The 24,112-nt window shown below is 72.4% G+C and carries 31 protein-coding genes; 15 read left to right on the top strand and 16 right to left on the bottom strand.

The window, feature by feature from the left end; all coding sequences use genetic code 11:
• Positions 1–29: 29 nt before the first annotated feature.
• The gene (locus AC07EG_RS09310; protein WP_478252521.1) at positions 30–602 is read right to left on the bottom strand and encodes a QsdR family transcriptional regulator; all 573 of its coding nucleotides are present in this window, start codon (positions 600–602) and stop codon (positions 30–32) included.
• Between the two features lie 84 nt (positions 603–686).
• On the opposite strand from AC07EG_RS09310, the gene AC07EG_RS09305 reads away from it, so the two are divergent.
• Entirely contained in the window at positions 687–1,019 is a 333-nt protein-coding gene (locus AC07EG_RS09305; RefSeq protein WP_478252520.1) for a hypothetical protein, read from the top strand.
• Between the two features lie 4 nt (positions 1,020–1,023).
• Here the strand turns inward: AC07EG_RS09305 and AC07EG_RS09300 are convergent, their stop codons facing one another.
• The gene (locus tag AC07EG_RS09300; protein ID WP_478252519.1) at positions 1,024–1,998 is read right to left on the bottom strand and encodes a LacI family DNA-binding transcriptional regulator; all 975 of its coding nucleotides are present in this window, start codon (positions 1,996–1,998) and stop codon (positions 1,024–1,026) included.
• 56 nt (positions 1,999–2,054) lie between these two features.
• Between AC07EG_RS09300 and AC07EG_RS09295 the strand changes: the two genes are divergently transcribed.
• Positions 2,055–3,218, top strand: a complete 1,164-nt coding sequence (locus AC07EG_RS09295) for an MFS transporter (RefSeq protein WP_478252518.1) — start codon at positions 2,055–2,057, stop codon at positions 3,216–3,218.
• Here the strand turns inward: AC07EG_RS09295 and AC07EG_RS09290 are convergent.
• Positions 3,206–3,829: a class I SAM-dependent methyltransferase gene (locus tag AC07EG_RS09290; RefSeq protein WP_478252517.1), complete on the bottom strand. Its 624-nt coding sequence runs from the start codon at positions 3,827–3,829 to the stop codon at positions 3,206–3,208. The two genes, AC07EG_RS09295 and AC07EG_RS09290, sit on opposite strands and share 13 nt — an antisense overlap.
• Before the next feature lie 220 nt (positions 3,830–4,049).
• Between AC07EG_RS09290 and AC07EG_RS09285 the strand changes: the two genes are divergently transcribed.
• The gene (locus AC07EG_RS09285; RefSeq protein WP_478252516.1) at positions 4,050–5,198 is read left to right on the top strand and encodes a GDSL-type esterase/lipase family protein; all 1,149 of its coding nucleotides are present in this window, start codon (positions 4,050–4,052) and stop codon (positions 5,196–5,198) included.
• Here AC07EG_RS09285 and AC07EG_RS09280 read toward each other — a convergent pair.
• Positions 5,195–5,569, bottom strand: a complete 375-nt coding sequence (locus AC07EG_RS09280; protein ID WP_478252515.1) for a hypothetical protein — start codon at positions 5,567–5,569, stop codon at positions 5,195–5,197. The genes AC07EG_RS09285 and AC07EG_RS09280 overlap by 4 nt on opposite strands.
• 184 nt (positions 5,570–5,753) lie before the next feature.
• Between AC07EG_RS09280 and AC07EG_RS09275 the strand changes: the two genes are divergently transcribed.
• On the top strand, positions 5,754–6,353 hold the full coding sequence (locus AC07EG_RS09275; RefSeq protein ID WP_478252514.1) for a maleylpyruvate isomerase family mycothiol-dependent enzyme: 600 nt from the start codon (positions 5,754–5,756) through the stop codon (positions 6,351–6,353).
• Here AC07EG_RS09275 and aztA read toward each other — a convergent pair.
• The gene (aztA, locus tag AC07EG_RS09270) at positions 6,316–7,035 is read right to left on the bottom strand and encodes a zinc ABC transporter ATP-binding protein AztA (protein WP_478252513.1); all 720 of its coding nucleotides are present in this window, start codon (positions 7,033–7,035) and stop codon (positions 6,316–6,318) included. The two genes, AC07EG_RS09275 and aztA, sit on opposite strands and share 38 nt — an antisense overlap.
• A 48-nt stretch (positions 7,036–7,083) precedes the next feature.
• Between aztA and aztB the strand changes: the two genes are divergently transcribed.
• Genes aztB through aztD form a run of 4 tightly spaced genes read left to right on the top strand, consistent with a single transcriptional unit; the run spans position 7,084 to position 11,181 of the window.
• The gene (aztB, locus tag AC07EG_RS09265) at positions 7,084–7,935 is read left to right on the top strand and encodes a zinc ABC transporter permease AztB (protein ID WP_478252512.1); all 852 of its coding nucleotides are present in this window, start codon (positions 7,084–7,086) and stop codon (positions 7,933–7,935) included.
• Positions 7,932–9,092 (top strand): hypothetical protein, encoded by a 1,161-nt coding sequence (locus AC07EG_RS09260; protein ID WP_478252511.1) that lies wholly within the window; start codon positions 7,932–7,934, stop codon positions 9,090–9,092. The genes aztB and AC07EG_RS09260 overlap by 4 nt, the downstream gene beginning before the upstream one ends.
• The gene (gene aztC, locus AC07EG_RS09255; protein ID WP_478252510.1) at positions 9,089–9,994 is read left to right on the top strand and encodes a zinc ABC transporter substrate-binding protein AztC; all 906 of its coding nucleotides are present in this window, start codon (positions 9,089–9,091) and stop codon (positions 9,992–9,994) included. The genes AC07EG_RS09260 and aztC overlap by 4 nt, the downstream gene beginning before the upstream one ends.
• Positions 9,995–10,017: 23 nt before the next feature.
• A complete protein-coding gene (aztD, locus tag AC07EG_RS09250; protein ID WP_478252509.1) occupies positions 10,018–11,181 on the top strand; it encodes a zinc metallochaperone AztD in 1,164 nt (387 codons plus the stop codon).
• Between the two features lie 366 nt (positions 11,182–11,547).
• On the opposite strand, the gene AC07EG_RS09245 is transcribed toward aztD, so the two are convergent.
• Positions 11,548–11,871 (bottom strand): helix-turn-helix domain-containing protein, encoded by a 324-nt coding sequence (locus AC07EG_RS09245; protein WP_478252508.1) that lies wholly within the window; start codon positions 11,869–11,871, stop codon positions 11,548–11,550.
• A gap of 201 nt (positions 11,872–12,072) precedes the next feature.
• Here AC07EG_RS09245 and AC07EG_RS09240 point away from each other — a divergent pair, with 201 nt between their 5' ends.
• Together AC07EG_RS09240 and AC07EG_RS09235 are read left to right on the top strand one after the other, a co-directional pair.
• Positions 12,073–12,504 (top strand): Hsp20/alpha crystallin family protein, encoded by a 432-nt coding sequence (locus AC07EG_RS09240; RefSeq protein ID WP_478252627.1) that lies wholly within the window; start codon positions 12,073–12,075, stop codon positions 12,502–12,504.
• Between the two features lie 64 nt (positions 12,505–12,568).
• Positions 12,569–13,024, top strand: coding sequence for a hypothetical protein (locus AC07EG_RS09235; protein WP_478252507.1), 456 nt, complete (start codon positions 12,569–12,571; stop codon positions 13,022–13,024).
• Position 13,025: 1 nt separating this feature from the next.
• Here the strand turns inward: AC07EG_RS09235 and AC07EG_RS09230 are convergent, their stop codons facing one another.
• From AC07EG_RS09230 to AC07EG_RS09205, 6 genes are all read right to left on the bottom strand, one after another.
• A complete protein-coding gene (locus tag AC07EG_RS09230; protein ID WP_478252506.1) occupies positions 13,026–13,646 on the bottom strand; it encodes an NAD(P)-binding protein in 621 nt (206 codons plus the stop codon).
• A gap of 106 nt (positions 13,647–13,752) precedes the next feature.
• On the bottom strand, positions 13,753–14,865 hold the full coding sequence (locus tag AC07EG_RS09225) for a family 2 encapsulin nanocompartment cargo protein terpene cyclase (protein WP_478252505.1): 1,113 nt from the start codon (positions 14,863–14,865) through the stop codon (positions 13,753–13,755).
• A gap of 4 nt (positions 14,866–14,869) precedes the next feature.
• The gene (locus AC07EG_RS09220) at positions 14,870–15,721 is read right to left on the bottom strand and encodes a geranyl diphosphate 2-C-methyltransferase (RefSeq protein ID WP_478252504.1); all 852 of its coding nucleotides are present in this window, start codon (positions 15,719–15,721) and stop codon (positions 14,870–14,872) included.
• Between the two features lie 268 nt (positions 15,722–15,989).
• On the bottom strand, positions 15,990–17,534 hold the full coding sequence (locus AC07EG_RS09215; protein ID WP_478252503.1) for an outer membrane protein assembly factor BamB family protein: 1,545 nt from the start codon (positions 17,532–17,534) through the stop codon (positions 15,990–15,992).
• Positions 17,535–17,649: 115 nt separating this feature from the next.
• Positions 17,650–18,381, bottom strand: a complete 732-nt coding sequence (locus tag AC07EG_RS09210) for a S1 family peptidase (protein WP_478252502.1) — start codon at positions 18,379–18,381, stop codon at positions 17,650–17,652.
• A 201-nt stretch (positions 18,382–18,582) separates the two neighbouring features.
• The gene (locus tag AC07EG_RS09205) at positions 18,583–19,008 is read right to left on the bottom strand and encodes a hypothetical protein (RefSeq protein ID WP_478252501.1); all 426 of its coding nucleotides are present in this window, start codon (positions 19,006–19,008) and stop codon (positions 18,583–18,585) included.
• A 118-nt stretch (positions 19,009–19,126) separates the two neighbouring features.
• Here AC07EG_RS09205 and AC07EG_RS09200 point away from each other — a divergent pair, with 118 nt between their 5' ends.
• A complete protein-coding gene (locus AC07EG_RS09200) occupies positions 19,127–19,705 on the top strand; it encodes an LURP-one-related family protein (protein WP_478252500.1) in 579 nt (192 codons plus the stop codon).
• On the opposite strand, the gene AC07EG_RS09195 is transcribed toward AC07EG_RS09200, so the two are convergent.
• Entirely contained in the window at positions 19,618–20,442 is an 825-nt protein-coding gene (locus tag AC07EG_RS09195; RefSeq protein WP_478252499.1) for a helix-turn-helix transcriptional regulator, read from the bottom strand. The genes AC07EG_RS09200 and AC07EG_RS09195 overlap by 88 nt on opposite strands.
• A 36-nt stretch (positions 20,443–20,478) precedes the next feature.
• Between AC07EG_RS09195 and AC07EG_RS09190 the strand changes: the two genes are divergently transcribed.
• Entirely contained in the window at positions 20,479–20,844 is a 366-nt protein-coding gene (locus AC07EG_RS09190) for a DUF4345 domain-containing protein (protein ID WP_478252498.1), read from the top strand.
• On the opposite strand, the gene AC07EG_RS09185 is transcribed toward AC07EG_RS09190, so the two are convergent.
• Both AC07EG_RS09185 and AC07EG_RS09180 read right to left on the bottom strand, forming a co-directional pair.
• The gene (locus AC07EG_RS09185; RefSeq protein WP_478252497.1) at positions 20,793–21,620 is read right to left on the bottom strand and encodes an NAD(P)-dependent oxidoreductase; all 828 of its coding nucleotides are present in this window, start codon (positions 21,618–21,620) and stop codon (positions 20,793–20,795) included. The two genes, AC07EG_RS09190 and AC07EG_RS09185, sit on opposite strands and share 52 nt — an antisense overlap.
• 82 nt (positions 21,621–21,702) lie before the next feature.
• Positions 21,703–22,032, bottom strand: a complete 330-nt coding sequence (locus AC07EG_RS09180) for a winged helix-turn-helix transcriptional regulator (RefSeq protein WP_478252496.1) — start codon at positions 22,030–22,032, stop codon at positions 21,703–21,705.
• 58 nt (positions 22,033–22,090) lie between these two features.
• Between AC07EG_RS09180 and AC07EG_RS09175 the strand changes: the two genes are divergently transcribed.
• From AC07EG_RS09175 to AC07EG_RS09165, 3 genes are read left to right on the top strand one after another with little or no spacing between them, the layout of a single operon-like run.
• Positions 22,091–22,615 carry a GNAT family N-acetyltransferase gene (locus AC07EG_RS09175; RefSeq protein ID WP_478252495.1) on the top strand — a complete coding sequence of 175 codons (525 nt, stop codon included), beginning with the start codon at positions 22,091–22,093 and terminating at the stop codon, positions 22,613–22,615.
• The gene (locus tag AC07EG_RS09170) at positions 22,616–23,152 is read left to right on the top strand and encodes an NADAR family protein (RefSeq protein ID WP_478252494.1); all 537 of its coding nucleotides are present in this window, start codon (positions 22,616–22,618) and stop codon (positions 23,150–23,152) included.
• A complete protein-coding gene (locus AC07EG_RS09165) occupies positions 23,149–23,598 on the top strand; it encodes a VOC family protein (RefSeq protein WP_478252493.1) in 450 nt (149 codons plus the stop codon). Before AC07EG_RS09170 ends, AC07EG_RS09165 begins: the two co-directional genes overlap by 4 nt.
• Positions 23,599–23,600: 2 nt before the next feature.
• Here the strand turns inward: AC07EG_RS09165 and AC07EG_RS09160 are convergent, their stop codons facing one another.
• Complete coding sequence (locus AC07EG_RS09160) at positions 23,601–23,990, bottom strand: RidA family protein (RefSeq protein WP_478252492.1); 390 nt, start codon at positions 23,988–23,990, stop codon at positions 23,601–23,603.
• Positions 23,991–24,112: the final 122 nt, after the last annotated feature.

Below are 24,112 nucleotides of genomic sequence, written 5' to 3'. Positions count from 1 at the left end.
GGTGGGCGGGAAAGCGTGAGACCGCCGTCTCAGCCGGGTTGCAGCACCGCCCGTGCCGCCCGTTCCACCAACTCCGGGTCGGGAGCCACCGCGCCGAGGAATTCGGCGTACACAGCGGATTCGATGATGCGCACGTAGAGGTAGGCCGTCTGGTCCAGCGCACCGGGCGACCACGGGCGTTCGCCGTGCGCCTCACGCAGGATGTCGCGTTGCACCGAAACCATCCGCCGGTGCACCACGCCGGAGGTGGTGAACAGCACCCGCGCCGCGGTGTCCGGTTCCGCGCGCAGGAACGCGTGGAACGGCGCGGCCGCGTGCAACTGGCCGACGAACGACCGGGTCACCTCCAGCACCCCTTCGGCGCCCGCGTGCCTGCGCCGTTGCCTGGCGCGGACCAGGAACCGCTCGGTGAACCGCCACAGCACCTCGCCCAGCAGGCCGTCGCGGCTGTGCGCCACCCGGTACAGCGTGGCGCGGCTGACCGCCAGGCTGGCCGCCAGCCGGTCCATGTCGACCCCGCCGTGCTCGGCGAAGAACCGGCACGCACCACGCACCACCTGGTCGTGGCTGACCACCCGCCGGACGCGGTCCCGGCCCGCCATCGCCGCCCTCCGATCCGCCGGGCCACCCGCCCGGCCCCACCAGCATCATCGTCCGGTGGGCGCGGGAGGCGCTAGCCTGAACCGATGGGCGATCCGCACATCCACGTGCAGCGGAAGGTGCTCCAGGCGGGTGCCGACCACCGCAACCTGGTCGCGTCCATGCTCGGCCGCGCCGTCGACGCCCCGGCCGTGGTCACCACCGGGTGCGGCGCCGAGGTGCCGTACGCGATGACCTCGCCGAACCCGGAGAGCGTCACCTGCCTGCCCTGCCGGGAACACGCGCACCGCGAGCACCGGAACTCCGCCGACCAGATCGGGAGAATGAGCGTGCTGCCGGGGGTGCGGGTCACCGCCGACGAGGTGGCCGAGCTGGTGCGCTGGCACCGGGAGCGGGCGGAGCGGTTCGGCACCGGGTGACCGCTCAGGTGGTGCCGCGCGGGACCAGCTCGGAAGCGTACGAGGTGGACGCCCGGGCGGACCGCTGGTCCAGCACCGCGGTGGCCGCGCCGGTGGCGATCGCCTCGACCGGGTGCGTGGTCGTGGTCAGCGCGGGCGTGCTGAGCGCGGCGAACTCCAGGTCGTCGAAACCCGCGACGGCGACATCACCGGGCACGGTGACCCCCGCGCGCCGAAGGGCACCGAGCGCGCCCAGCGCGGCGAGGTCACCCAGGGCGAAGATGGCGTCGGTGTCCGGCCAGCGGGCCAGGATCTCCGTCGCCGCCTCCGCACCGCGTGCGGCGGTGAAGTCACCCGGCACCACCCTCGCCGGGTAACCCGCTTCTTCGGCGGTGCGCAGGTAGGCGGCCACGGGCCGGTGGGTGCACGGCAGCCAGCCCGCGCCGGTGATCATGGCCGGTCGCCGCCTGCCGCCGTCGAGCAGGTGGGTGAGCAGCCGGGCGGTCGCCGGGCCGTTGTCGATGTCGAAGGCGGGCACGTGCCGGTTGCCGACCCCGATGGCCGCGACCCGCCGCCGCAGCGACCGGGGCACGGCGAGCAGCGCGGCTTCGGTCGGGTTGAGCAGCAGCATGCCGCCGATACCGGAATCCTCCGCCAGTCGCCCCAGCCCCGCCGGGGCGGACAGGGGCAGCCAGTGCACCGAGACACCGGCTTCGCGGGCCGCGGCCACCTTCGCCGCGACGGTGACCACCCGGCCGACGTACGGGTCGTGCAGCACCTGCTCGGTCCGGCCGTTGACCACCACCGCCAGCCGCGTGCCGCGGCCGGTGGCCAGCGCCCGCCCGGCCGCGTGCGGGATGTAGCCGAGTTCACCGGCCGCGGCGGCGACCCGGTCGCGCACCGCCGCGGACGCCGGGCCACGGCCGCTGAGCACCCGCGAAGCCGTCGACAGCGACACCCCCGCCGCCAGCGCCACCTCGGTCAGCCGCGCCTTCCCCATACCGGCCAGTCTGCCAGCTCTTGCACTGCAAGCGCTTGCAGGCATGGGGTGGGGCCATGTCGATCATCGAGACACCCCGGCGCGCGGCGGTCGGCGTCGCGGTCGTGTTCGGGCTCAACGGCTTGGCCGTGGCGTCCTGGTTCGCCCGCGTCCCGGCGGCCAGGGAGGTGCTGGACCTCACCGCGGGCGGCCTCGGCCTGGTGCTGCTGTGCCTGTCCGCCGGCGCGACGCTGGCCATGCTCACCGCCGGCGAGATCACCCACCGGCTCGGCCCGCGGCGTGCGGTCGTCGTCTCGACCGGGGGAGTCGCCGCCGGGCTGGCCCTGACCGGTGCCGCCATCGGCGCCTGGCCGTCGGCCGTGGCCGCCGGGATCGGCCTGTTCGTGCTGGGCTGCGGGTCGGGCATCTGCAACGTGGCGATGAACGTGGAAGCGGCGGCCGTCGAGCGGCTGATCGGGCGCACGGTGATGCCGCGCTTCCACGCGGCCTGGAGCCTCGGCACGGTTTCCGGCGCCGGGGTGGCGGCGCCCGCGGCCTGGCTGGAGGTGCCGGTCACCGTCCACCTGGCCGTGATCGCGCTGCTCACCCTGGCCGGCACGGTCCACGCGGCCCGCGGTTTCCAGCACGGCGGTGAAGCGGGCGGACGCGGTGGCAGCGGGGTGCTCACGGCCTGGCGGGAACCGCGCACGCTGCTGATCGGCTTGCTGGTGCTGGTGCTCGCGTTCACCGAAGGCACCGCCAACGACTGGCTCGCGGTGGCGTTCGTCGACGGGCACTCGGCCGGGCAGGCCGCCGGGGCCGCGGTGTTCGCGTTGTTCGTGACCACCATGACGGCGGGCCGGGTGCTCGGCACGCACGCACTGGACCGCTGGGGCCGGGTGCCGGTGCTGACCGGCACCATGCTGGTCGCGGCCACCGGGGTGCTGCTCGTGGTGCTGGCCCCCACGCCCGTGGCGCTCGCCGGGGTGCTGCTGTGGGGTCTCGGCACGTCGCTGGGCTTCCCGGTCGGGATGAGCGCGGCGGCCGACGACCCGAGTCACGCTTCGGCGCGGGTGAGCGTGGTGTCGATCATCGGCTACACCGCCTTCCTCGCCGGTCCGCCCGCCGTCGGCCTGCTCGGCGACCACCTCGGCGTGCTGCGGGCCCTGCTGGTCGTGCCGGTGCTGCTGGTGCCCGCGCTCGCCCTGGTGCCGGTGCTGCGCCCGCGTCAGGCGTCGTAGACCAGGGTGTACCGCCAGAACAGGCGGCGCCGGAGCCGCGCGCCGGGCAGCTCCCGCGCGGCGGCGGCGCGGATCTCGGCCAGGGTTTCGGCCGGCTCGGCGGTGGGCGCCCGCAGGTGCGGTGGCGTCTCGCGGGCGGGGCGCGGGTGCTTGACCAGGCCGACGAGCGGATTGACGAGCACCGCGGGCAGCGCGGCGAGCAGGTCGGCGAACCCGGCCTCGCGGTAGCAGCCGACCACCACGAGCCGCCCGCCCGGCGCCAGGCACTCGCGCAGCGCCCGCAGGGTCGGCTCCAGCGGCAGGTGGTGCAGCACGGCGACCAGGGTGATGGCGTCCCAGCGGCGTTCGGGGTCGCGTCCGGCGAAGTCACCGCGCACGATGGTGACCACCGGATCGCCTTCGAAGCGGTCCACCGCCAGCTGCGCGGTCGCGGGATCGGGCTCGAGCCCGGTGACCGTGGTGGCGCGGCGGCGGAGGCGGGCGGCGAGGTTGCCGGTGCCGCACCCGATGTCGAGCACGTGGCGGGCGTCGCCCACCTGCCTGGCCACCCATGGTCCGTAGTGGTCGTTGTGGCTCCACGGGTGTCGCTGGTTGAACCGGTGCAGCCCCATCGCGCCGACGATACCGAGGCGGTCCAGCCCGGTGGCGGCGGACGCGCGGCTGGCCAGCCCGTTTCGTACCGTTCGAGCCGCACCTCCCGATTGCGTTCCGCGGCGCCGTCGGCGCATTCCTGCTGCTGGCCGGCCACTACGACATACCGGCCGGGTGCCCAACACGCTCCGCATCGCCCCCGACGGCCCCCGGCGGCTTGGCCGCTGACAGACTGCGATCATGAACCACACCACGCCCATCACCGCCGAACTGATCCGCGGCGCGGTCGAGCTGGAGCCCACCGAGCACGGCCTGCAGCCGCACCGGCTCCCCGCCTGGGCGCGGGCGCAGTGCGCCGACGGCCAGCTGGCCATGGCCGAGGCGCAGCCGTCCGGGGTGCGGCTGGTGTTCCGCACCGCGGCCACCGCCATCGAACTGGACACGCTGCGCACCCGGGTCGGCTACCGAGACCTGCCGCTGCGCCCGGACGGGGTCTACGACCTGCTCATCGACGGTGAACCGGCCGGTCAGGCCGGTACGACCGGCGGCAAGGTGATGCTGCTCGACCTGGCCACCGGCACCGCGGAAACCCAGCCGGGCCCGGTGGGCACGGTCCGGTTCGACGGCCTGCCGGCGCGGCTGAAGGACGTGGAGATCTGGTTGCCGCACACCGAGATCACCGAACTGGTCGCCCTGCGCACCGACGCCCCGGTCGAAACCGCCCCGGCCACGGGGCGGCGGGTGTGGCTGCACCACGGCAGCTCGATCAGCCAGGGTTCGAACGCCGCCAGCCCGGCCACCACCTGGCCCGCGCTGGCCGCCGCCCGCGGTGACGTCGAGCTGATCAACCTGGGCTTCGGCGGCAGCGCCCTGCTCGACCCGTTCACCGCCCGCACCCTGCGCGACACCCCGGCCGACCTGGTCAGCGTCAAGCTCGGCATCAACCTGGTCAACGCCGACCTGATGCGACTGCGGGCCTTCGGCCCCGCCGTGCACGGCTTCCTCGACACCATCCGCGAAGGCCACCCGAGCACACCGCTGCTGGTCGTCTCCGCCCTCTACTGCCCGATCCACGAGCACACCCCCGGTCCCGGCGCCGTGGACTTCAGCACCGGCACGCTGAAGTTCCGCGCCACGGGCGATCCCGGGGAACGGGCGGCCGGAAAGCTCACGCTCACCGTCATCCGCGACGAGCTCGCCCGCATCGTGGCGCAGCGGGCCGACCCCCACCTGCACTACCTCGACGGCCGCGAACTCTACGGCGAAGCGGACGCCGCCGAGCTGCCGCTACCCGACGAACTCCACCCGGACCCCGCCGCCCACCAGCGCATCGGCCACCGCTTCGCCACCCTCGCCTTCGGCGACGGGGGCCCGTTCGCCCGGTCCTAAGAGGACGAACGCGCCAGCCAGCCGTGCAGCACCACCACCTCGAACCGGTGGTCGTCGACCACCGCGCGCAACCGCCCGTCGGCCTGGTGGGCGTGGAAGCGGGGCTCTGACATCAGCAGCACCAGCGGCTCCGCCCCGGCCCCGAGGGCCGCCTGGCACATGCTCGCGACCGAACGGAACCGCCGCCGGATCGGCACCTCGAGGTCACGCGCCCCGGTCAGGCCGATGTCGGTGAAGTTGCCCGCCGCCCACACCGCGGCCGTGCGGCCGTGCAGGTGCGCGTGCAACTGGCTGGGCTTGCAGCAGTGGACTTCGCTGATCCGGACCACCCGACCGGGCGCCGAGCGGGACTGACGGAACGGCCAGGGCACGTCGAGGCGACCTCCTGAGCAGCGTTAGGCGCTTGCGCACCGAGCAGCCTACGACGAACCCCACCGGTCGCGTGGCCGACCTCGGGATTACCGCCGCGGAAATTTCCTCGGCGGGGTGTCCATCGGCCGGGTCGCCGTTCGTAGTGGGAGCGAACAGGCACCCCGACGAGCTAGGAGCACCCCGATGCCACGCCAAGAGATCATGACCTGGGTGAAAGCCGAACGCCTCAGCGTCGCCGGCTTCCTCGACGGCCTCAGCGAGCGCGAATGGGAGGTGGACTCCCTCTGCGACGGGTGGACCGTACGGGAGGTGGCCGCGCACCTGACCCTGTCCACCCGGATGACCCTGTGGTTGTCGATCAAGGGGGCGATCCGGGCGCGGGGCGATGTGCACCGCATGTTCGACCAGTTGGCGCGGGAGCGGGCGGCCCGCTTCGCCCCGGCGGAGTTGGTGGCGCAACTTCGTGAGACGGCCGGTTCGACGCATCTCACGCCCGGGGCCAGTCCGTTCGACCCGCTGATCGACAACCTGGTCCACGGCCAGGACATGGCCCGCCCGCTGGGCCGCCCGCGCCCGATGCCGCTCGAACCGGCGGCTGCCGCGCTGCAGCACGCGTGGAGCAGCCGGTTCTACGGGGCGCAAAAACGTTTGCGCGACGTCCGGCTGGTCGCCACCGACTGGGACTGGACCGGCGGCCGCGGCCCCGCCGAGGTCCGCGGCACGGTGGCCGACCTGCTCATGCTGGTCACCGGCCGAACTCCGGCACCGGCGACGGCAAGCTGACCGGGACGCCCCAGGCCGTGCTGACGTGGGCGGGCGTCAGGACGGACCGGGGTGGGCCGTCGGCGACCAGGGCGCCGTCTTTCAGCAGCAGGCAGTGGTCTGCCTGGCTGGCGACACCCAGATCGTGGGTGACCCGCACGATCGTCACACCGGAGTCCCTGGCGGCGCGCAGTGCCTCGTCGATCAGGGTCTGGGCGTGGAGGTCCAGACCGGCGGCGGGTTCGTCCAGCAGCAGCAAACCGGACCGCTGGGCCAGGCCCTGGGCCACCAGGGCCCGCTGACGCTGCCCACCGGAGAGGCTGCCCAGCTGGCGGCGCGCCAGGGCAGTTATGTCCAGCCGGGCCAGGCAGTCCTCCACCACGGCCTTGTCCTCAGTGGACAATCGGCGCCACGGACCCCGATGGGCCCAGCGGCCCATGGTGACGGTGGCACGCACGGTGATCGGCAGCGCACTCGACACCTCGCTGTGCTGCGTCACGTAAGCCGGGCGGCCGGGCGCGGAAACGGTGCCCGCCGCCGTCGGCAGTACGCCGGCGATCACGTTGAGCAGGGATGACTTCCCCGCGCCGTTCGCCCCGACGACCGCGGTGAGCCCGCCGGACGGCACCACCGCGGTGATCCCGCGCAACACCTCCCGGGTGCCGTAGCTCGCGTGCACGTCACGCAATGTGATCTCGTTCATTCCGCCACCACCTATGATAATGAAAATCATTCCCACTATAGTGGCCGCGTGGACTGGTTGGTCATCCCCTTCGAGGTGTCGTTCGTGCAGCGCGCGCTGGTCGCCGGAGTGCTGGTGTCGGTGGTGTGCGCGCTGGTGGGCACCTGGGTGGTGCTGCGCGGCATGGCCTTCATCGGCGACGCGATGTCGCACGGCATGCTGCCCGGGGTGGCGATCGCCTCGCTCGCCGGGGTGAACCCGCTGCTCGGCGCGGCGGTCAGCGCCGGGGCGATGGCGCTCGGGGTCACCGCGCTGAGCCGTTCGCGGCGGTTGTCGCAGGACACCACCATCGGGCTGCTGTTCGTCGGGATGCTCGCCGGCGGCGTGATCATCGTTTCGCATTCGCAGTCGTTCGCGGTCGACCTCACCGGGTTCCTCTTCGGCGACGTGCTCGCCGTCGGCTCCGGCGACCTGCTCGGCCTGGCGATCACGCTGGCCGTCGTGGGACTGGTGTCGCTGCTGGGCTTCCGCTCGTTCACCGCGCTCACCTTCGACGCGCGGAAGGCGCACACACTCGGGCTGCGCCCCGGCCTGGCCAACGCGCTGCTGCTCACCCTGGTGACCCTGACCATCGTCGCGTCGTTCCGGGTGGTGGGCACCCTGCTGGTCTTCGGCCTGCTCATCGCGCCCGCCGCGGCCGCGGCGTACTGGGCGCGGCGCATCGCCACGATCATGCTGACCGCCGCCCTGCTCGGCTGCCTGGCCACGCTCGCCGGACTGGTCATCTCCTGGCACTGGGGCACCGCCGCCGGGGCGACCATCGCGGCCACTTCGGTCCTGTTGTTCTTCGCCTCCGCGCTGCTGTCCGCGGTGCGCCGGCGATTCCTGTCCACCACAACGGAAAACGAGTCGTCACGATGAAACTCAGCACAGCCGGCCCGCTGGTGGCCGTCGCGCTGCTGGCCGCCGCCTGCGGCACCGGCAGCGAGCCACCGGCGGCCGAAGCACCGCCGCACGGTTACGTCGAAGGGGCGGAGGAAACCGCCGAAGCGCAGTCGCGGCTGGTGGTGGCCGACCCCGCGACGGGGGCGGTGCAGGTGGTGGACCTGATCACCGAGCAGGTTCACCCGGCTGGACGGGTCGACGGCGTGCGCGGCATCGCCGGGGACGGGCGCTTCGGCTACCTGACCGCCGGGGACGGTTCGGTGCACGTGGTGGACAGCGGTTCCTGGATGGTCGACCACGGTGATCACGTGCACTACTACCGGGCCCAGGTCCGGCCGGTCGGCGTGGCGCCGAACCGGGAACTGGTGGCCGCCCACAGCGATCCCGTGGTGACCGCACTGTCCTATGCAGACGGGACGGTCACCTTGCTCGACCGGGCGCAGCTGGACAAGGGCTCGGTCGCCGAACTCGGCGGGATCGACCGGGCCGCGGCCGCGGTGCCGTACGGCGAGCACGTGCTGGCGGCGGCCGACCGGATCCGCGTGCACGACCGGCGGGGCCGGTTCGTCTCGGAGATCGGCGAGCCGTGCCCGGAAGCCGGGGGACAGGCGGTCACCCGGCGCGGGGTGGTGTTCGGCTGCGCGGACGGGGCGTTGCTGGTGACCGAAAAGGACGGTGTGTTCGCCGGGGAGAAGATCCCGTACCCGCAACCGGTCGGGGCGCCGGAGCGCGCCACCCGGTTCACCCATCGGCCCGGCAGCACCACGCTGGCGGCGACGGCGGGTGAACACGCGGTGTGGTCGCTGGACGTCGGGCGCCGGGTGTGGAGCCGGGTCGAGACCGGGCCGGTCGCCGCGGTGAACGCGGTGGGGGAGGGCGCGCCGTTGCTGGTGCTGACCCGCGACGGGGCCCTGCGGGCCTTCGACGCGGCCACCGGCGAGGAACGGGCGAGCACCCCGCTGCTGCCGCCCGGCGGGGCCACGCCCGCCATCCAGGTCGACACCAGTCGCGCCTACGTCAACAACCCCGCATCGGGAGAGGTGTACGAAATCGACTACAACGACAACCTCCGCCGCGCCAGGACGATCACCGTGCCGGGCAAGGCCGGGCTGCTGGTGGAGACCGGCCGGTGAAGCGGCTCGCGCTCCTCGTCGCGGCGCTGCTGCTGGCCGCGGGCTGCACCGCGGCGGGCGAGGGCCGTCCGTCCGTGGTGGTGACCACGAACATCCTCGGGGACCTCACCCGCACCATCGTCGGTGACCAGGCGCAGGTGACCGTGCTGATGAAACCGAACGCCGACCCGCACTCCTTCGGCATTTCCGCGCAGCAGGCCGCCGAGGTCGAACGCGCCGGGCTGATCGTCTACAACGGACTCGGGCTGGAAGAGGGCATCCTGCGCAACGTGGTCGCGGCCCAGGACAGCGGCGTGCCCGTCCTGCCGGTGGGGGAGCGGGTGCGCCCGATCAGCTACACCAGCGACGACGCCGCAGGCCGCCCCGATCCGCACTTCTGGACCGATCCCGGCCGGGTGCGCGACGCGGTGACGCTGATCGCCGACCAGGTCGTCGCCGAAGTGGACGGGGTGGACGCGGCGGTGGTCCGGGCCAACGCCGACCGGCTCGGCGGGGAGGTCGAGGCGCTGGACGCCGAGATGAGCCGCCGGTTCGCGGAAATCCCGCCGGAACGCCGGAAACTGGTGACCAACCACCACGTGTTCGGCTACCTCGCGCAGCGGTTCGGCTTCGAGGTCATCGGCGCGGTGATCCCCGGCGGCACCACCCTGGCCTCACCCAGTGCCGCCGACCTGAAGTCGCTGGCCGATGCCGTGCGCGCAGCCGGGGTCCCGGCGGTTTTCGCCGACTCCTCGCAACCGGACCGGCTCGCCCGCGTGCTGGCGGACCAGGCCGGTCTGCACGTGGTGGTCACCCCGCTGTTCTCCGAGTCGCTGAGCGAAGCGGGCCAGGGTGCCGCCACCTACCTGGAAATGATGCGCGCCAACACCGAGTCGATCGCGACCAGTCTCACGCGTCCGTAGTACAACCGAAAGGTACGAAAAAAATGAGAAAAACGCGGTTCGCGGCCGTCGCCGCGGTGGGCGCGCTCGTGCTGACGGCGTGCGGCTCCGAAGAGCAGCCGCCGCAGCACAACGCCGCGCCTCCGGCGCAGCAGCCCGTGGTCACCGACCCCGTCGCCGTCACCTACGACGGCGGGATCTACCTGCTCGACGGGAAAACCCTGCAGGTGGCCAAGGACATCCCGCTGGCGGGGTTCAACCGGCTCAACCCCGCCGGGAACGACCGCCACGTGCTCGTCTCCACCTCCACCGGGTTCCGGGTGCTCGACGCGGCCGGTGCCGTGCTGACCGACACCGAGGTGAAGGCCCCGAAGCCGGGGCACGTGGTGCGGCACGCGGGTAAAACGGTGCTCTTCGCCGACGGCACCGGCGAAGTGACCGTGTTCGACCCGGGAACGCTCGGTACGTCGACCCCGGCGCCGCAGTACAAGACCCCGGAGCCGCACCACGGCGTGGCGGTCGAACTCGCCAACGGTGAACTGGTCACCACCATCGGCAACGAGGACGAGCGGCCGGGCATCGCGGTGCTGGGCAGGGACCGCAAGGAGATCGCCCGCAACGAGGACTGCCCCGGCGTGCACGGTGAAGCCGCCGCGCGCGGGGAAGCCGTGGTGATCGGCTGCGAAACCGGCGCCCTGATCTACCGCGACGGCAAGATCACCAAGGTGACCAGCCCCGACCCGTACGGGCGGATCGGCAACCAGGCCGGTTCGGACGCCTCGCCCATCACCCTCGGCGACTACAAGGTCGACGAGGCCGCGGAACTGGAACGGCCGACCCGCATCTCGCTGATCGACACCGAACAGGCCACCCTCCGGCACGTCGACCTCGGCGTCAGCTACAGCTTCCGCTCGCTGGCCCGCGGCCCGCAGGGGGAGGCGCTGGTGCTGGGCACCGACGGGCAGCTCCACGTGGTGGACCCGGTCAGCGGCACGGTGGTCCGGCGGATCGCGGTGACCGGTTCGTGGCAGGAGCCACTGGAATGGCAGCAGCCCCGCCCGGCCATCTTCGTCCGCGGCGGAACGGCCTACGTGACCGAGCCGGGCAAGAAGGAGATCCACGCGGTGGACCTCGCTTCGGGTACCAAGACGGCGACCGGTGCGCTGCCGGGCGTGCCGAACGAGATCAGCGGCGTGCTCGCCCACTGATCGGCTACTGCCCGGGCCCGGTCGCCTGACCGGGCCCGGGTGCTTTCTCCGCCTACCGGTTCGGGGTGAGTGGTCGGCCTCCGCCCTGGCGGCTGGGTCGAGGCAGGGCGGTCGGTCGGCTGAGGCGGTGACCGGCTCGGCTGCCTGGCGGGGATCCGGGTGGCCGGCCCCTGCTCCCGGCTACTGGGCCGGGGCGCTCGCCTCCGCCTCGGTCACCGAGCTGGAAGCCGGTGCGGTCGGCCTCGCCTCCGGGCTACCGGCTCGAAGCCCTGGCCGCGGTCGAGGCGGTGTGCCTCGCTCCGGCCGCCGGCTGGGCAGGCGCCCTCGGACCGGAATCGACCGGGCCGCCTGGCCGAGGTGGTGCGGTCAGGCTTCCCCGTCGCGTTTGCCGAGTTCGGCTCGAAGGGCGCCGATCTCCTCGTGGGCTGCGGTCAGCTGGTCTTCCAGGCCGGCGATGCGCGCCGCCGCCTGCAGGGTGTGGCCCTGGTCGAACAGCTCCCGGAGCCGCGCCGCCTGTTCGAGTTGGCGCCGGGAGTAACGCCGGTGGCCACCGGCCGACCGCTCGGGTTGCACCACCGCGGCGGTGTCGAGGCTGCGCAGGAAGGCGATCTGCACGCCGAGCAGCTCCGCGGCCTGACCGGTGGTGAAGGCTGGGTAGTCCTGGTCGTCGAGCTTGCCCAGATCCGGCACAACTCCTCCTTCCGTAGCAGCCCACTCACCTTAAGATCAGCCGCCGGTTGACACAACCTCCAGTGCGCGCTACATATTTTGGTGTGACCGCTACCGGCTCCCAGCAGCGGCGGGAACAGAAAACTTGAGTCGAACGTTAGCAAGATGGCAACCAGCGATCCGCCCCCCGAGCGCGGGGAGCGTCGGAAGGAGGACGACATGATGTTGGTGCGCACCGACCCGTTCCGTGAGTTCGACCGGCTCACCCAGCAGTTCTTCGGCACCCCCGGCACCACGGCCCGCCCGGCCGCGATGCCGATGGACGCCTACCGCGACGGTGAGAACTACGTCGTGCAGTTCGACCTCCCCGGGGTCAGCCCCGAGTCGATCGACCTGGACGTCGAGCGCAACGTGCTGACCGTGCGGGCCGAGCGGCAGACCCAGTTCGGCGACGACGTGGAGGTCAGCGTGTCCGAGCGCCCGCGCGGGGTGTTCAGCAGGCAGCTCTTCCTCGGCGACACGCTCGACACCGAGCACATCGACGCCGACTACCACGGCGGTGTGCTGACCCTGCGCATCCCGGTCAGCGAGCGGGCGAAGCCGCGCAAGATCACCATCAGCTCGCGCGAAGACACCAAGCAGCTCAACGCCTGATCCCCGGTCCACCCCGCCCCGGCCGCCCAGCGCGGCCGGGGCCCGGCCACTGCCTGAAACCGAGATGCCTCCGCACTTCCACACCACCCTGTTCGGCTACGACCGCCTCGAGGTCGACGACCACCTGCGGCAGGCCGAACTGGCCCACGCGCGCCTCGCCGACGAACGCGACACCGCCACCGCCCGCTGCCGTGAACTCGAACGCCGCCTCGGCGTGGCACACCAGCAGAACGCCGAACTGCAGGAGCGGATCAACCTGCTCCAGCGCGAGCCGATCGACGCCGCGGCTCTGCAGGAACGCCTGCGCGGCATGCTCGACGTGGCCCGCGAAGAAGCCGCCGAGCACCTGTCCGCGGTCCGCGCGCAGGCCGCCGCCGAACTGGACCTGGCTCGCCGTGAGGTCGCCGAACTGACGCGGGTGCGCGATCGTTTGCGCGACCAGCTGCACCAGGCCGGTGAACTGCTCGAAGCCGTGGAAGCGGACCTGCTTCCCGAACGACCGCGTCTGGCGGTCGCCTGACCTACGAGGGCTGTGCGGCGCCTCGTCGCATGATCATGAGGCGATCACCGGCGGCGAGGCGCAGCGCCACCGCGTCGGCGCCCAGGTGCCGCACGCCGCCGCGCAGCACGCCGACCGCGCCGGCCTGGCACTCCCGCAGGGTCAGCCCGATCTCCGAGGACTGCACCGGCCGGGAGTGCACCAGCCACGCCGAACCCGGTTGGTGCCCGGGAGCCACCCGGTGCCCGAGCGCGCCCGCGGCCAGCGCGGCCCCGGTGGTGTCCGACGCGATCACCACCTGGTCGGCACCACGCAGGAAACCGACGTGCCCGTGGTCGTTGACCGCGGTCACCACCACCGCGTCCGGCGGGCACAGTTCCCGCGCGAGCATGGTGATGAACACCGCCGAGGAATCCGGCTGCACCGCCACGACCACGTGCCGCGCCCCGGTGATCCCGGCCCGCCGCAACGCGGACCGGTCGGCGGCGTCGCCGAGCACCGCGGGCAGGCCGAGCTGTTCGGCTTCGGCGACCGCCGTGTCGCGGTGGTCCACGACCACGAGCGGCACACCGGTGGACAGCAGCAAGCGGGCCGCGGCGGCGCCGATCGCGCCGAACCCGATGACCACGGTGTGCCCGGTCACGGGAGCTTCCGCCTCTGGAGGCACATGAGCCGCGAGTAGACCCGGCTCACACGGACGGGTGTAGAGCATCGGCGGAATATTTACGACTTCTTTGCGGGTGGCCGGGTCAAGCGCTGCGGTACCGCGGATTGCGGGCGTGCCATTCGAACCCGCCCGCCATCCAGTCCCGGACGCCGTCGAGGAACCGGTGCAGTTCCGGCGACGGCACCATCCGCAGTTTCCGGTGCCCCTCCTGGAAATCACGCACCATCGAGTTGTGCAGCGCGACGGTGGACTCGGTGGCCTCCTCGATCGAGCAGTTCCGGTCGGCCGCGATCTGCAGCACCATGTTGCACACCGGGTGCTCGTCGGCGGCGTCCTTCGCCACCGAGTGCAGGTCGTTGACCAGCACGCACGCGGTGCCCGCCTGCATCATCAGTTCGCGCACACGCGGGTCGTAGTACAGGTGCGGTGCCAGTTCGTACCCGCCGACCGCGTCGATCAGCGTCATCGAGGTGTAGAAGCTGTCGTGCTGGCGCGCCGCCAGGTACTCCCACGCCGGTGGGTAGGCGGCGGTGTACCGCCAAGCCGCGTAGGCGTCCCAGGAAACGAACATCGCGAAGGTGGAGTAGCAGACCCGCTGCACCTGCACGGGGGTGCCGTGCCTGCCGAGGTGTCCGATGCCCGAGTTCAGCGCCACGAGAATGGGGTCCCCGCGCAGCGCTTCGTCCAGTTGCCTGGTGAATTCGCCCGCCGGGGCGACCGGGTCCATGGCCGACATCACCAGCGCCAGCCGCGGTGGCAGTTCCGTCGGCGCGGCCCCGAGTTGGCTGTCGTCGGCGTAGTAGTCATCGGCCGCCCACCACGCCGCGTTCAGCTGCGCGGCGATCAGCAGGAGGTCGGGGTCGTCGGAGTCGGGGTGGGCGAGCACGGCCAGCCGCCCGAAACCGGCGCCGGCGATCTGGTCCAGGCCCGCGCCGGTGAAACCGCAGTCGGCGGCCCAGGCGACCAGCCGCCGGTCGACCTCCTCGGCGAGCGCTTCGTTGTCGCGCCGCAGGACGGGGCAGTAGAGCGGGGGCGCACTGCCGTCGCCCCACGGCATCTCCGCGTAACCGGGTTCGGCCACCGCGGCGGACGGTGGTTCGACCGCTTCGATACGAGCCGCCAGCCGCGCGGCCGAGGTGCCGAGGCCGGACGGGCCGGAGAGCACCGCGACGAGAGCGGAATCGGTGTCGGCCACCGGCTCACACCCGGTCGGCGGCGATGAGCAGGTAGTGGAAACTGCCTTCGCGGTAGGCGGTGAGGAACGGCCCTTCGATACCGGTGGCCACGGAGGACTTCTCCCGCAGTTCCCAGTACGGAATGGTCGCCGCGGTCAGGTCCACCACGTTGATCGGCACGAAACCGTTCGCCGCCAGCGCCTTGAAGTAGTCGCCGCGGGCGTGGATGTTGCAGATGTAGTGCTGGTCGATCTGGCTGACCGCCCGCGACCGGCCACCGGTGACGTCGTTGTAGCAGCCGGTGATCGTCACGTAGCGGCCGCCGGGGGCCAGCTGGCGGGCGTGCTCGGCGAACAGCTCGTGCAGGTCCACGTACATGGTGGATTCGTTGTTCCAGATGCCGGCGAACGCGCCGCTCTCGAAGCCGGTGTCGAGCATGTTCCGCACGTGGTAGCGGACGTGGCCGTGGACGCCGAGCCGGGCGGCCTGCCGGTTGGCGAAGTCGACCTGCTGCCGGGACAGCGACACGCCCTCGACCCGGCAGCCGAACCGCCGGTGCGCCATCACGCTGGTGCCGCCGCGGCCGCAGCCGGCGTCGAGCAGGCGGTCACCGGGGGCGACCCGGCCGAGGTGGTCGAGCAGCACTTCGGCCTGCGCGGTTTCCAGCCGGTGCATTTCGGCGATGATGGCGTCGTCCCGCTTTTCCGCCGGCGTTTCCAGCACGGCCGGGTCGAAATCGCCGATGCCGTAGTGGTGGTGGTAAAGACCGTCGATGTCGCCGAGCCGGAGGTTGACCGGGTCCTTCTCCTTGTCCCAGTAGTCGGCGATCGACTGCTGATAGGCGGTGCGCACCACAGGCCGGTCGAGAGAGGTCATTCCGGCGGCTCCTTAACGGCAGAAATCTCTGGTCTGGCAAAAGTTTTCCGGCAGTTCCGGTGTCGACGCGGTCCAACGCTAGACGCGGCTCGGTGCTCGAAACAAGAAGCTTGATCGCGGTTCACTCAGGGGTGGACACCCGGCTGTGGGCGATTGCCTGCTTGGCCTAGCCGAGGGCTCGGCAGGCCATTACCGGAAGGCCGACGAGTGGACGACGGAACCAATGTTTTCCCCGAAAGGCTGAGCGCCGCATTGACTGTCCGTGAACTCACCGAAAGCCGGTGACCGGGGTGGCTCCGGCGCGGGCGACGACCAGCGCACCCGGGGCGGGCACGAGGGCGTGCCGCCGGAGCCCGGACAGCATGGGCGGTGGTGCCCCGGCGGGCGACGGCAGCACCACCGGCAGGGCAACCGCCGGGCCGCCGTCGAGTTCCTGGCGGTGCAGGTACGACCCACCCGGCGCCGAGCACAGGCGCCAGTAGGCCGTCGGGGTGGTCGCGTGGGCCAGGCGGTCGGGGCAGGCCGCGAGGTCGACGGCCACGCCGCCGCCGAGCACGGCGCCGGTGAGTTCGCCGTTCTCGCTGCGCTCGAGCAACGGGGTCTCCCCGAGGCCGACGCGGGCGCCGGCTGGACCATCCACAGTGGACAAGACGGCGCCGGTGGCGGCGTCGAGCAGGACGTCGGCGGCGGCACCGGGTTGGCGCAGCGCCAGGGAAAGCACCTGCCCGCCGGGGGAGGAGTCGAGGAAGTAGTCGGTGCGCTCCGGGGTCGGTTCGGTCACCGGCAGGCGGAACTCCCAGCGCTGGGCGCCGGTGCGCGCGTCCAGGCCGAGCACGCCGATCCGGTCCGGGCAGCGGATCGGGGCGGTCACCACGTCGCGCCCGCTCGCGGGCAGCGCGTACGGCGATTCGCAACCCTCCGGCGCCGACCAGGTCCACAACTTCGCGCCGGTGCGCAGGTCCACCGTGTCGATGCGGAAGTCGTCGTCGCCCCGGTAGCCGGTTCGCGGCAACGCGGTGGTGGTCGGCGCGAGCCGGCCGGCGGCCCCGGCCACCTCGTCGATCAGGCTGTCGTGCACGGCGGCCCCGGTGAACGCGTCCAGCACGACCAGGTGGTGGAAACCGGTGTCGCGCCCGCCGCCCGGCGCATACGAAGCCAGCAGCAGCGCGCGGTCCGGCGTGGCCACCAGCGCGCGCACGTGCGCGCCGGGGCGGGCGTAGGTCCACCGCACGGCACCCGTCGGGCCGTCGAGCGCGGTGAGGTCACCGTGCGGCCCGGCGACCGCCACCCCGGCCCCGGCCGCCACCACCTCGCGCACCCCGGCGGGGGAGGTCCACGACCACGAGGCGCCGGACACCCGGTCGGCCACCGGCGCGGCGGGCACGGCCGCCGCCGTCACCGAGCGAACCGGCAGCCGGGGCACCACGGTCACCGCCGTGACCGCGCCCGCCACCAGCACGACCACCAGCGGCGCGGCGAGCCACCAGCGCGGCGGGCCGAGGGCGAGCGCGACCGCGCCCGCCGCCACCACCGCCGCGACCGCGAGCACGCCGGTGGCGCTGCCCGGGGTGCCGCTGCGCAGGTCGGCGACCAGGCAGTACCCCGCCCAGGCGGCGGAGCCGGCGGCCAGCGCCAGCGCGATCCAGTGGTTCACCCGCGCCTTGCCGAGCGTCAGCAGCGACACCGCGACCAGCGCCGTGGTCAGCAACGCCACGTCGACGTCCGGCCACCCCGGCCGGACCGCGTCGCCGGGCAGGAAGAAGGCCACGACCGCGCACCCGGCGGCGAGCGCCGTGACCACCGCACCCATCATCGGGGGTCATCCTCGCACGCGGGTACGACATCCCGTGGCCGTGGAAATGACCACACGGTGAACCGCCACCCCCGGCGCCGTGGCGGGGGTGGCGGTCCGGTGTGGTCCGTCCTGATCAGACGCCGGCCACCTGCTGGATCCAGCTGCGGTACCGGGTGATGTTGGTGTACGCGGTGCTGTTCGACCGGTCACTGGTCGAGGCGACGCCGACCTGGCGGCCGGAGGCGAACATCGGGCCGCCCGAGTCACCACCGGCGGTGATGCCGTCGATGCGGTTGGCGCACACCGAGATCCCGCCGTAGTAGTCGCTGCAGTTGACCGAGTTGACCCGGACGTTGGCGTACTTGAGGTACCGCGACTGGCAGTTGATCTCCGAGCCGCACTGGCTGGTCGCGCCCCAGCCGTAGACCTGCACGGTCTGGCCGGTGGCCACGTCGCTGGTGGTGCCCAGCGGGGAGTAGGTGGCGTTGACCGAGGTGGTCAGCCGCACGATGGCCAGGTCCGCCGAGCCGGGGTAGCGGGTGATCGTGCTGCCGGTGGCCATCGTGCCGCCGGTGGTCTGGTCGAGGCTGCCGATCCGGAAGGTGTAGGTGCCGCTGCTGGCCACGCAGTGCTTCGCGGTCAGGATGTACTGCGGCGCGATGATCGTCGCGGTGCAGGTCTGCCTGCCGTTGACGAACAGCCGGGCCGCCCACGGGCCGCTGGTGGCGTACTGGCCGCCGATGATGAACGGCTGCACCTGGGCGGGTTCGTCCGCGGCGACCGGGGTGGCGGTGGCGGGCGCGGTGAACCCGAGCAGGGCCAGCAGCGCGCTGCCGAACAGCACGGCCAAGGAGCGCAAGCGCATGATTCCGACTCGATTCTGCGGCACGGGGTGCGTGCCGCGTCGGGGGGAGGGGATGCGCTCATTCTGTGACCGGCGGGCGAAGGCCGGGAACCGACGAAAGTCTGGTGGTCCAGACCGGGAATACCTATTTCGCCGGAGTTATGACCACGGTGTTATCCGTACCGCTGCGCCGTTCGGCGGAGTGAACAACAGGTAGTGCGCCTAGTCCAGGAGCTGTCCCGGATCGGCTTCGTGGCCCGGTTCGCCCGGGGTCCGGCGGCGGCGCTTGAGGCGCGCTTCCCAGCTGTGGCGGCTGCCCCCGGTGAGTTCGCGCGCCCGCGCCACGTAGTCCCGGAACACCTCGTAGTAGGTGTCGTCGTACTCCTCGACCACCTGGTAGGTCCAGCGCCCCGGCAGCACGTTGCGGCCGAGCAGTTCGCGCTCCAGGTCGGCGGCCAGTTCGTGGTGCCCGGCGCGGCGCAGCCCGTCGATGCCCTCCTCCAGTGCGAAGTCGGCGGTGCCGGTGAGCTGGTGGAAGGTGTAGAGGGCACCACGGGCGCGTTCGATGGTCTCGAAGGCGGCGCTGATCTTGCCGACGGCCTCGTCGGTGTCGATGCTGTCCTTCGTCGGGCCTGACAGGTCGGTCATGATCACCGGGTACCCCGCCGATCGCCGGGCGAAAGCACCGTCTTCCGACCCTGTCACAGCGCGTGCAGGCCCTGCCCTACCATCCGGGTGACCAACGACACAGCCGAGGGACCGCCACGTGAACCATTCCGCGCTGCACATGCACCAGAAGGTCACCTTCGCGGTGAACCGCTACGAAATCTTCGCCGACCGCGACGGGCAACCGGGCGAGCTGATCGCCTTCGTCGAGCAGAAGCGGCTCAAGTTCAAGGAGGAGGTGACCATCTACACCGACTCCACCAAGCGCACCGTGCTGGCCGCGTTCAAGGCCCGCAAGGTGATCGACCTCGGCAGCGGCTACGACGTCACCGACGCCGGTGGCCGGTCGATCGGCCAGTTCCGCAAGGACTTCGGCAAGTCGCTGCTCAACTCCACCTGGCACCTCGAGCAGCCCGGTCTCGGCACGGCCACCGGCAGCGAGCGCAGCGGCGGCATCGCCGTGCTGCGGCGGGTGTGGAACTTCCTGCCGATCATCGAGAACGTGCCGTTCCCGTTCCGCTACCACTTCGACTTCGTGCGCGACGGCAAGCCGGTGTTCAGCGTGGACAAGAAGACCTGGCTGCGGGACCACTACCTGATCGCCATCCCGGACCCCGGGGTGGACCGCAGGCTGGTCATCGCGCAGGCCGTGGCGGTGGACGCGCTGCAGTCCCGCTGATCGCCGAGCACCACCAGGCGGGTCGCCGGGTTGAGCAGGCGGCTCGCGCTGAGGCCGAACAGGGCGCGGAAGCTGTCGCTGAAGTGACCCGGTGAGGCGTATCCGGCGCCGACGGCGGCGGTGGTCAGGGAGTGCCCCCCGGCGATCGCCGCCGCGACGTGCCGCAGGCGCGCCCACTGCCGGTAGCGGCGGAAGGTCGTGCCCGTGTGCGCGGTGAACAGGTGCTGGAACCGCGAAGCCGACAGGTGCACCGCTCCGGCGACGCCGGCCGCGGTCAACCGGCCCTCGCGGTCTTCGCGCAGCAGCCGGAGAGCGTCGGCGATCCTGGCGTCGGCGGGTTCGGCAGGGGAGCCGAGCGGGGGCAGCCTGCCGCCGCGGGCGCCCGCGGCGAAGGCCAGCTCGTCCCGGTGTCCGATGTGGATCGGACCGGCCCCGGTCATCCGCTCGCGCACCCCGGCCAGCCACGCCGGGTTCGGATCCCGGTAGAGGAACAGCATCCGCCCGCTCCCGGCCTCGACGTGACTCTGCACGCGAGCCGGGATCAGCGCGCTGCGCACACGCCGTTCGCCGCCCGCGTGCACGGTGAACTCGCCGTCGAGGCCGAGGGCGAAGCAGTGCACCGAGCCCGAGTGCGCGCGCAACCGGAGCGGCGGTCCGAGGTAGGCGGCCCACCCGAGCCCCACCCAGACCGTCGCCCAGCACGTTTCCGGAAGCGCCGCGTCGTCCACCGTCAGCATGCTGGCACAGCTGACGGCGGACGAAAAGGAGCACGCATGACCACGATCCTGCCCCTCGGGGTGGCCGGGTTCTTCCTCGCGATGGGTTTGTCCGCGCTCGCCGCCCCCGCGGCGCTGGTGCGGCCGTTCCGCCTCACCGCCGACACCCCGGAGAGCCGTTCCGAGGTCCGGGCGGTCTACGGCGGGTTCGGTGTCGCCGTCGCCGGTGTGCTGGTCGCCGGGGTGCTCGCCGACGGCGATTTCCGCCGGGGTGTGCTGGTCACGGTCGCACTGGCCCTGGCGGGCATGGCGCTCGGCCGGGTGGTCTCCCGGCTGCTCGACCGGGCGACGCCGTTCTACCCGATCTGGTTCTACTGCGGGGTCGAGGCGGTCGCCGCGGGGGCGCTGCTGCTGACCGCGTGATCGTCCAGGAGGGCCAGCAGCGGTGCCCGGAGCCGCGCCGGTACGCCCTGCGCGGCCGAGGTGCCGGCGATGTTCGCCAGCGCCACCTGCTCGACGCGCCGGTTCTCGTCGGTGAACTCGGCCGTGGTCACCAGCGGCAGGACGTCGGCCATCGAGTGCAGCCACGGCACGAGGAGGTCGGTGGTGAACGACCCGGCGGCGACGCCTTCGGTGCCGACCAGTGCGGTCGCGTGGAAGGCACCGGCGAACATGCCGTACATGGCGCCCAGCAGGGCGAGGTCGTGCAGCGCCGCCAGCCCCGGGTCCGCCCCGAGGAACCGGACGGTGCCCCAGCTGCCCAGCGGGCCCGACCACCGGTCGAACGCCGCCCGGGACCCGCTGCAGAGCACCACCGCTTCGGACTGCCCGATCGCCTGCGGCACCGCCATGATCCCGCCGTCCAGATAGGACACCCCGTGGCCGCTCGCCCAATCGGCGAACCGGCGGGCTTCGTCGGCCGTGCCGTTGGTGACGTTGAGCAGCACCCGCCCGGACAACTGCCCGGCCACCGGTTCGAGCAGCTCACGCACGACCGGGTAGTCCAGCACGCACACCACGACCAGCTCGCCGGCGAGCACCGCTTCGGCCACCGTCGCCGCGTGCACGGCACCCCGCTCGACCAGCGCGCCCGCCTTGTCCGCCGACCGGTTCCACACCGTGGTCGGCAGGCCCGCGGCCAGGAAGGCCGAAGCCAGCGCCTGGCCCATCGCGCCCAGTCCGAGAACCGTCACCCTCATCCGCACTCCCTTTCCCGTTGTACCCGGCCGATCTTCGGCGGGCGGCGGGCGGGACGGCAAGTACGCACAAAAAGGTAACCACTCACCCCGCGGTGGGCACGAGGTGTTCCAGGCTCCATTCGGTGAGCGGTTCCAGCGCCTTCGTCAGCGAAACCCCCGCGCCGGTCAGCGAATACTCGACGTGCGGCACCCGGCCCGGCAGTTCCCGGCGGGTGCACAACCCGTCGGCGGCCAGTTCACGCAACTGCTGGGTGAGCACCTTCTCGCTGATGCCGCCGACCAGCCGGCGCAGTTCCCCGAAGCGGCGCGGCCGCTCCCGCAGCTCCCACAGCAGCAGGATCTTCCACTTCCCGCTGAGCAGCTCCACCGCCGCGTCCAGGCTGCAGAAGTGGGCCCCGGGTTTTGCGTGCATGGCGTTCCCTCCAGGAAATCGGTGTCCCGGGCCATTCTGCAGCGCTAGGCTCGGCGGGGTGCTGACCGGGAAGCTGGTGAAACTGCGCGCGCTGGAGCCGTCGGACGCCGAGGTGCTGCACCGCTGGAACGAGGACCCGGAGGTGGGCCGGTGGATGGTCAACGAGTACCCGATGTCCCTGGCCCAGGTCGTCAAGCGTGGTGCGGAACGGCCACCCAGCACCTACGGCGAGCTGCGCCTGTGCATCGAGACGCTGGCGGAGCGGCGCCCGATCGGCGTGATCAGCCTGACCGGCGCCGAACCCGAGTCGGGGCGGGCGGAGCTGGACGTCTGCGTCGGTGAACCGGAGTTCCGCGGTGGCGGCTACGGCACGGACGCGATCCGGGTGCTCTGCCGCTACGGGTTCGGCGCGATGCGCCTGCACGGGATCAGCCTGTGGGTGGTGGCGGAGAACGAGGGCGCGCTGCACGTGTACCGGAAGCTGGGTTTCGTGCAGGAGGGCAGGCGCCGGGAGAGCTTCTTCCGCGACGGCCGGTGGCACGACGAAATTCTGATGAGCGTGCTCGAGGGGGAGTTGACCTAGGTGCGGACCAGGGAGGAACTGGTGGCCGCGATCGAGGCGGGGCGGCGGTTCGAGTTCTGCTTCTTCTGGGGCCACACCCCCGGTGACGCACCGGTGGGCAAGTGGTGCCTGAGCCAGTGGTGGCCGGTGGCGTTCACCGTTGACGGCGTGGAGTACCGCAGCGCCGAGCACTTCATGATGGCGGAGAAGGCGCGCTTGTTCGGCGACACCGGCACCGAGCGCCGCATCCTGGCCAGTCAAACGCCCGCCGAGGCGAAGGCACTGGGGCGCGGGGTGCGCAACTTCGACCACGGCACCTGGGCCGCCGCTCGCTTCGACATCGTGGTGCGCGGCAACGAGGCCAAGTTCGGCAGGCACGAGCCGCTGCGGGAGTTCCTGCGGTCCACCGGCGAGCAGGTGCTGGTCGAAGCGGCGCCACGGGACGTGGTCTGGGGGATCGGGCTGGGCGCGGCGGATCCGCGGGCGGCCGATCCGGCGCGGTGGCGGGGGCGGAACCTGCTCGGGTTCGCGCTGATGGCGGTCCGGGAGCGGCTTTGACCGGGAACTTCTACCACCTGTGCTTCGTGGTGCAGGACATCCAGCGGGCCACGGAGGACCTCACGCGCACGCTCGGCGTGAGCTGGTCGCCGATCCGCGAGGGACGGCTGGGCGAGTGGGACTACCGCATCGTCTTCTCGGCGGGCGGGCCGCCGTTCTTCGAGGTGATCCAGGGGCCGCCGGGCAGTCCGTGGGACGCCTCCGGCGGCTCGCGGTTCGACCACATCGGGTACTGGTCGGGTGATGTCCTGGCGGACCAGCGGGTGCTGCACGACCGGGGCGCGCCGCTGGAGTTCGACGCGTGCCCGTACGGCCGCCCGTTCGCCTACCACCGGCTGGACAGCCTGGGCGTGCGCGTCGAACTGGTCGACCTCGCCGCCCAGGAGGGCTTTCTCGAGGCGTGGCACCCCGGCGGTGAGCCGATGCCGCCGATCGACCTGCGCTGAGATCAGCCCGCCACGGCGTCCACCTCGAACAACATGCCGGGCAGCGCCAGTTTCGCCACACCGAGCAGGGTCTGCGTGGGCGGCCGGTCGCCCCAGATCTCGGCGATCTGCGTACCGAGCACGCCCAGCTTCTCCTCGTCGTGGTCGACGATGTAGGTGCCGAGGCGGACGACCGCGCCGAAGTCCAGGCCCGCCGCGGCGAGCGCGATCCGCAGGTTGGCGAAGGACTGGCGCACCTGCGCGGCGAAGTCACCCGGGACGAGGTGACCGCCGGTGTCCGCCGCCCACTGCCCGGCGATGAACACCAGGTCGCCGGAGGTGCGGGCGAGGTGGCTGTAGCCGTAGGGCACGGGGTCGGCCAGGCCACGGGGATTGATCAGGGTGTGGGACATGCGGTGATCCTGCACCCTCCACCGCGCTGGAGGTCAAGGCGGAACCCACTTCGCCAGCCACCCCGGAGTGGCCTGGGTAGTGCCAGCCGGCCCACGGTGATCCGGCAATGCCAGTCAGCTGG

It is taken from the genome of Amycolatopsis sp. NPDC045836, from assembly GCF_056431745.1.
This window is presented reverse-complemented; position numbering and strand designations above follow the sequence as displayed.

What these genes read in the sequence shown, in the direction of transcription:
- AC07EG_RS09185 (WP_478252497.1), bottom strand. Translation starts at nt 21,620, where the DNA reads ATGAGGGTGACGGTTCTCGGACTGGGCGCGATGGGCCAGGCGCTGGCT.
- AC07EG_RS09205 (WP_478252501.1), bottom strand. Translation starts at nt 19,008, where the DNA reads ATGACCGACCTGTCAGGCCCGACGAAGGACAGCATCGACACCGACGAG.
- aztA (WP_478252513.1), bottom strand. Translation starts at nt 7,035, where the DNA reads ATGAACGAGATCACATTGCGTGACGTGCACGCGAGCTACGGCACCCGG.
- AC07EG_RS09160 (WP_478252492.1), bottom strand. Translation starts at nt 23,990, where the DNA reads ATGTCCCACACCCTGATCAATCCCCGTGGCCTGGCCGACCCCGTGCCC.
- AC07EG_RS09310 (WP_478252521.1), bottom strand. Translation starts at nt 602, where the DNA reads ATGGCGGGCCGGGACCGCGTCCGGCGGGTGGTCAGCCACGACCAGGTG.
- AC07EG_RS09260 (WP_478252511.1), top strand. Translation starts at nt 7,932, where the DNA reads ATGAAACTCAGCACAGCCGGCCCGCTGGTGGCCGTCGCGCTGCTGGCC.
- AC07EG_RS09220 (WP_478252504.1), bottom strand. Translation starts at nt 15,721, where the DNA reads ATGACCTCTCTCGACCGGCCTGTGGTGCGCACCGCCTATCAGCAGTCG.
- AC07EG_RS09235 (WP_478252507.1), top strand. Translation starts at nt 12,569, where the DNA reads ATGCCTCCGCACTTCCACACCACCCTGTTCGGCTACGACCGCCTCGAG.
- AC07EG_RS09300 (WP_478252519.1), bottom strand. Translation starts at nt 1,998, where the DNA reads ATGGGGAAGGCGCGGCTGACCGAGGTGGCGCTGGCGGCGGGGGTGTCG.
- AC07EG_RS09180 (WP_478252496.1), bottom strand. Translation starts at nt 22,032, where the DNA reads ATGCACGCAAAACCCGGGGCCCACTTCTGCAGCCTGGACGCGGCGGTG.
- AC07EG_RS09215 (WP_478252503.1), bottom strand. Translation starts at nt 17,534, where the DNA reads ATGATGGGTGCGGTGGTCACGGCGCTCGCCGCCGGGTGCGCGGTCGTG.
- AC07EG_RS09305 (WP_478252520.1), top strand. Translation starts at nt 687, where the DNA reads ATGGGCGATCCGCACATCCACGTGCAGCGGAAGGTGCTCCAGGCGGGT.
- AC07EG_RS09275 (WP_478252514.1), top strand. Translation starts at nt 5,754, where the DNA reads ATGCCACGCCAAGAGATCATGACCTGGGTGAAAGCCGAACGCCTCAGC.
- AC07EG_RS09190 (WP_478252498.1), top strand. Translation starts at nt 20,479, where the DNA reads ATGACCACGATCCTGCCCCTCGGGGTGGCCGGGTTCTTCCTCGCGATG.
- AC07EG_RS09295 (WP_478252518.1), top strand. Translation starts at nt 2,055, where the DNA reads ATGTCGATCATCGAGACACCCCGGCGCGCGGCGGTCGGCGTCGCGGTC.
- AC07EG_RS09285 (WP_478252516.1), top strand. Translation starts at nt 4,050, where the DNA reads ATGAACCACACCACGCCCATCACCGCCGAACTGATCCGCGGCGCGGTC.
- AC07EG_RS09210 (WP_478252502.1), bottom strand. Translation starts at nt 18,381, where the DNA reads ATGCGCTTGCGCTCCTTGGCCGTGCTGTTCGGCAGCGCGCTGCTGGCC.
- AC07EG_RS09240 (WP_478252627.1), top strand. Translation starts at nt 12,073, where the DNA reads ATGTTGGTGCGCACCGACCCGTTCCGTGAGTTCGACCGGCTCACCCAG.
- AC07EG_RS09290 (WP_478252517.1), bottom strand. Translation starts at nt 3,829, where the DNA reads ATGGGGCTGCACCGGTTCAACCAGCGACACCCGTGGAGCCACAACGAC.
- AC07EG_RS09195 (WP_478252499.1), bottom strand. Translation starts at nt 20,442, where the DNA reads ATGCTGACGGTGGACGACGCGGCGCTTCCGGAAACGTGCTGGGCGACG.
- aztD (WP_478252509.1), top strand. Translation starts at nt 10,018, where the DNA reads ATGAGAAAAACGCGGTTCGCGGCCGTCGCCGCGGTGGGCGCGCTCGTG.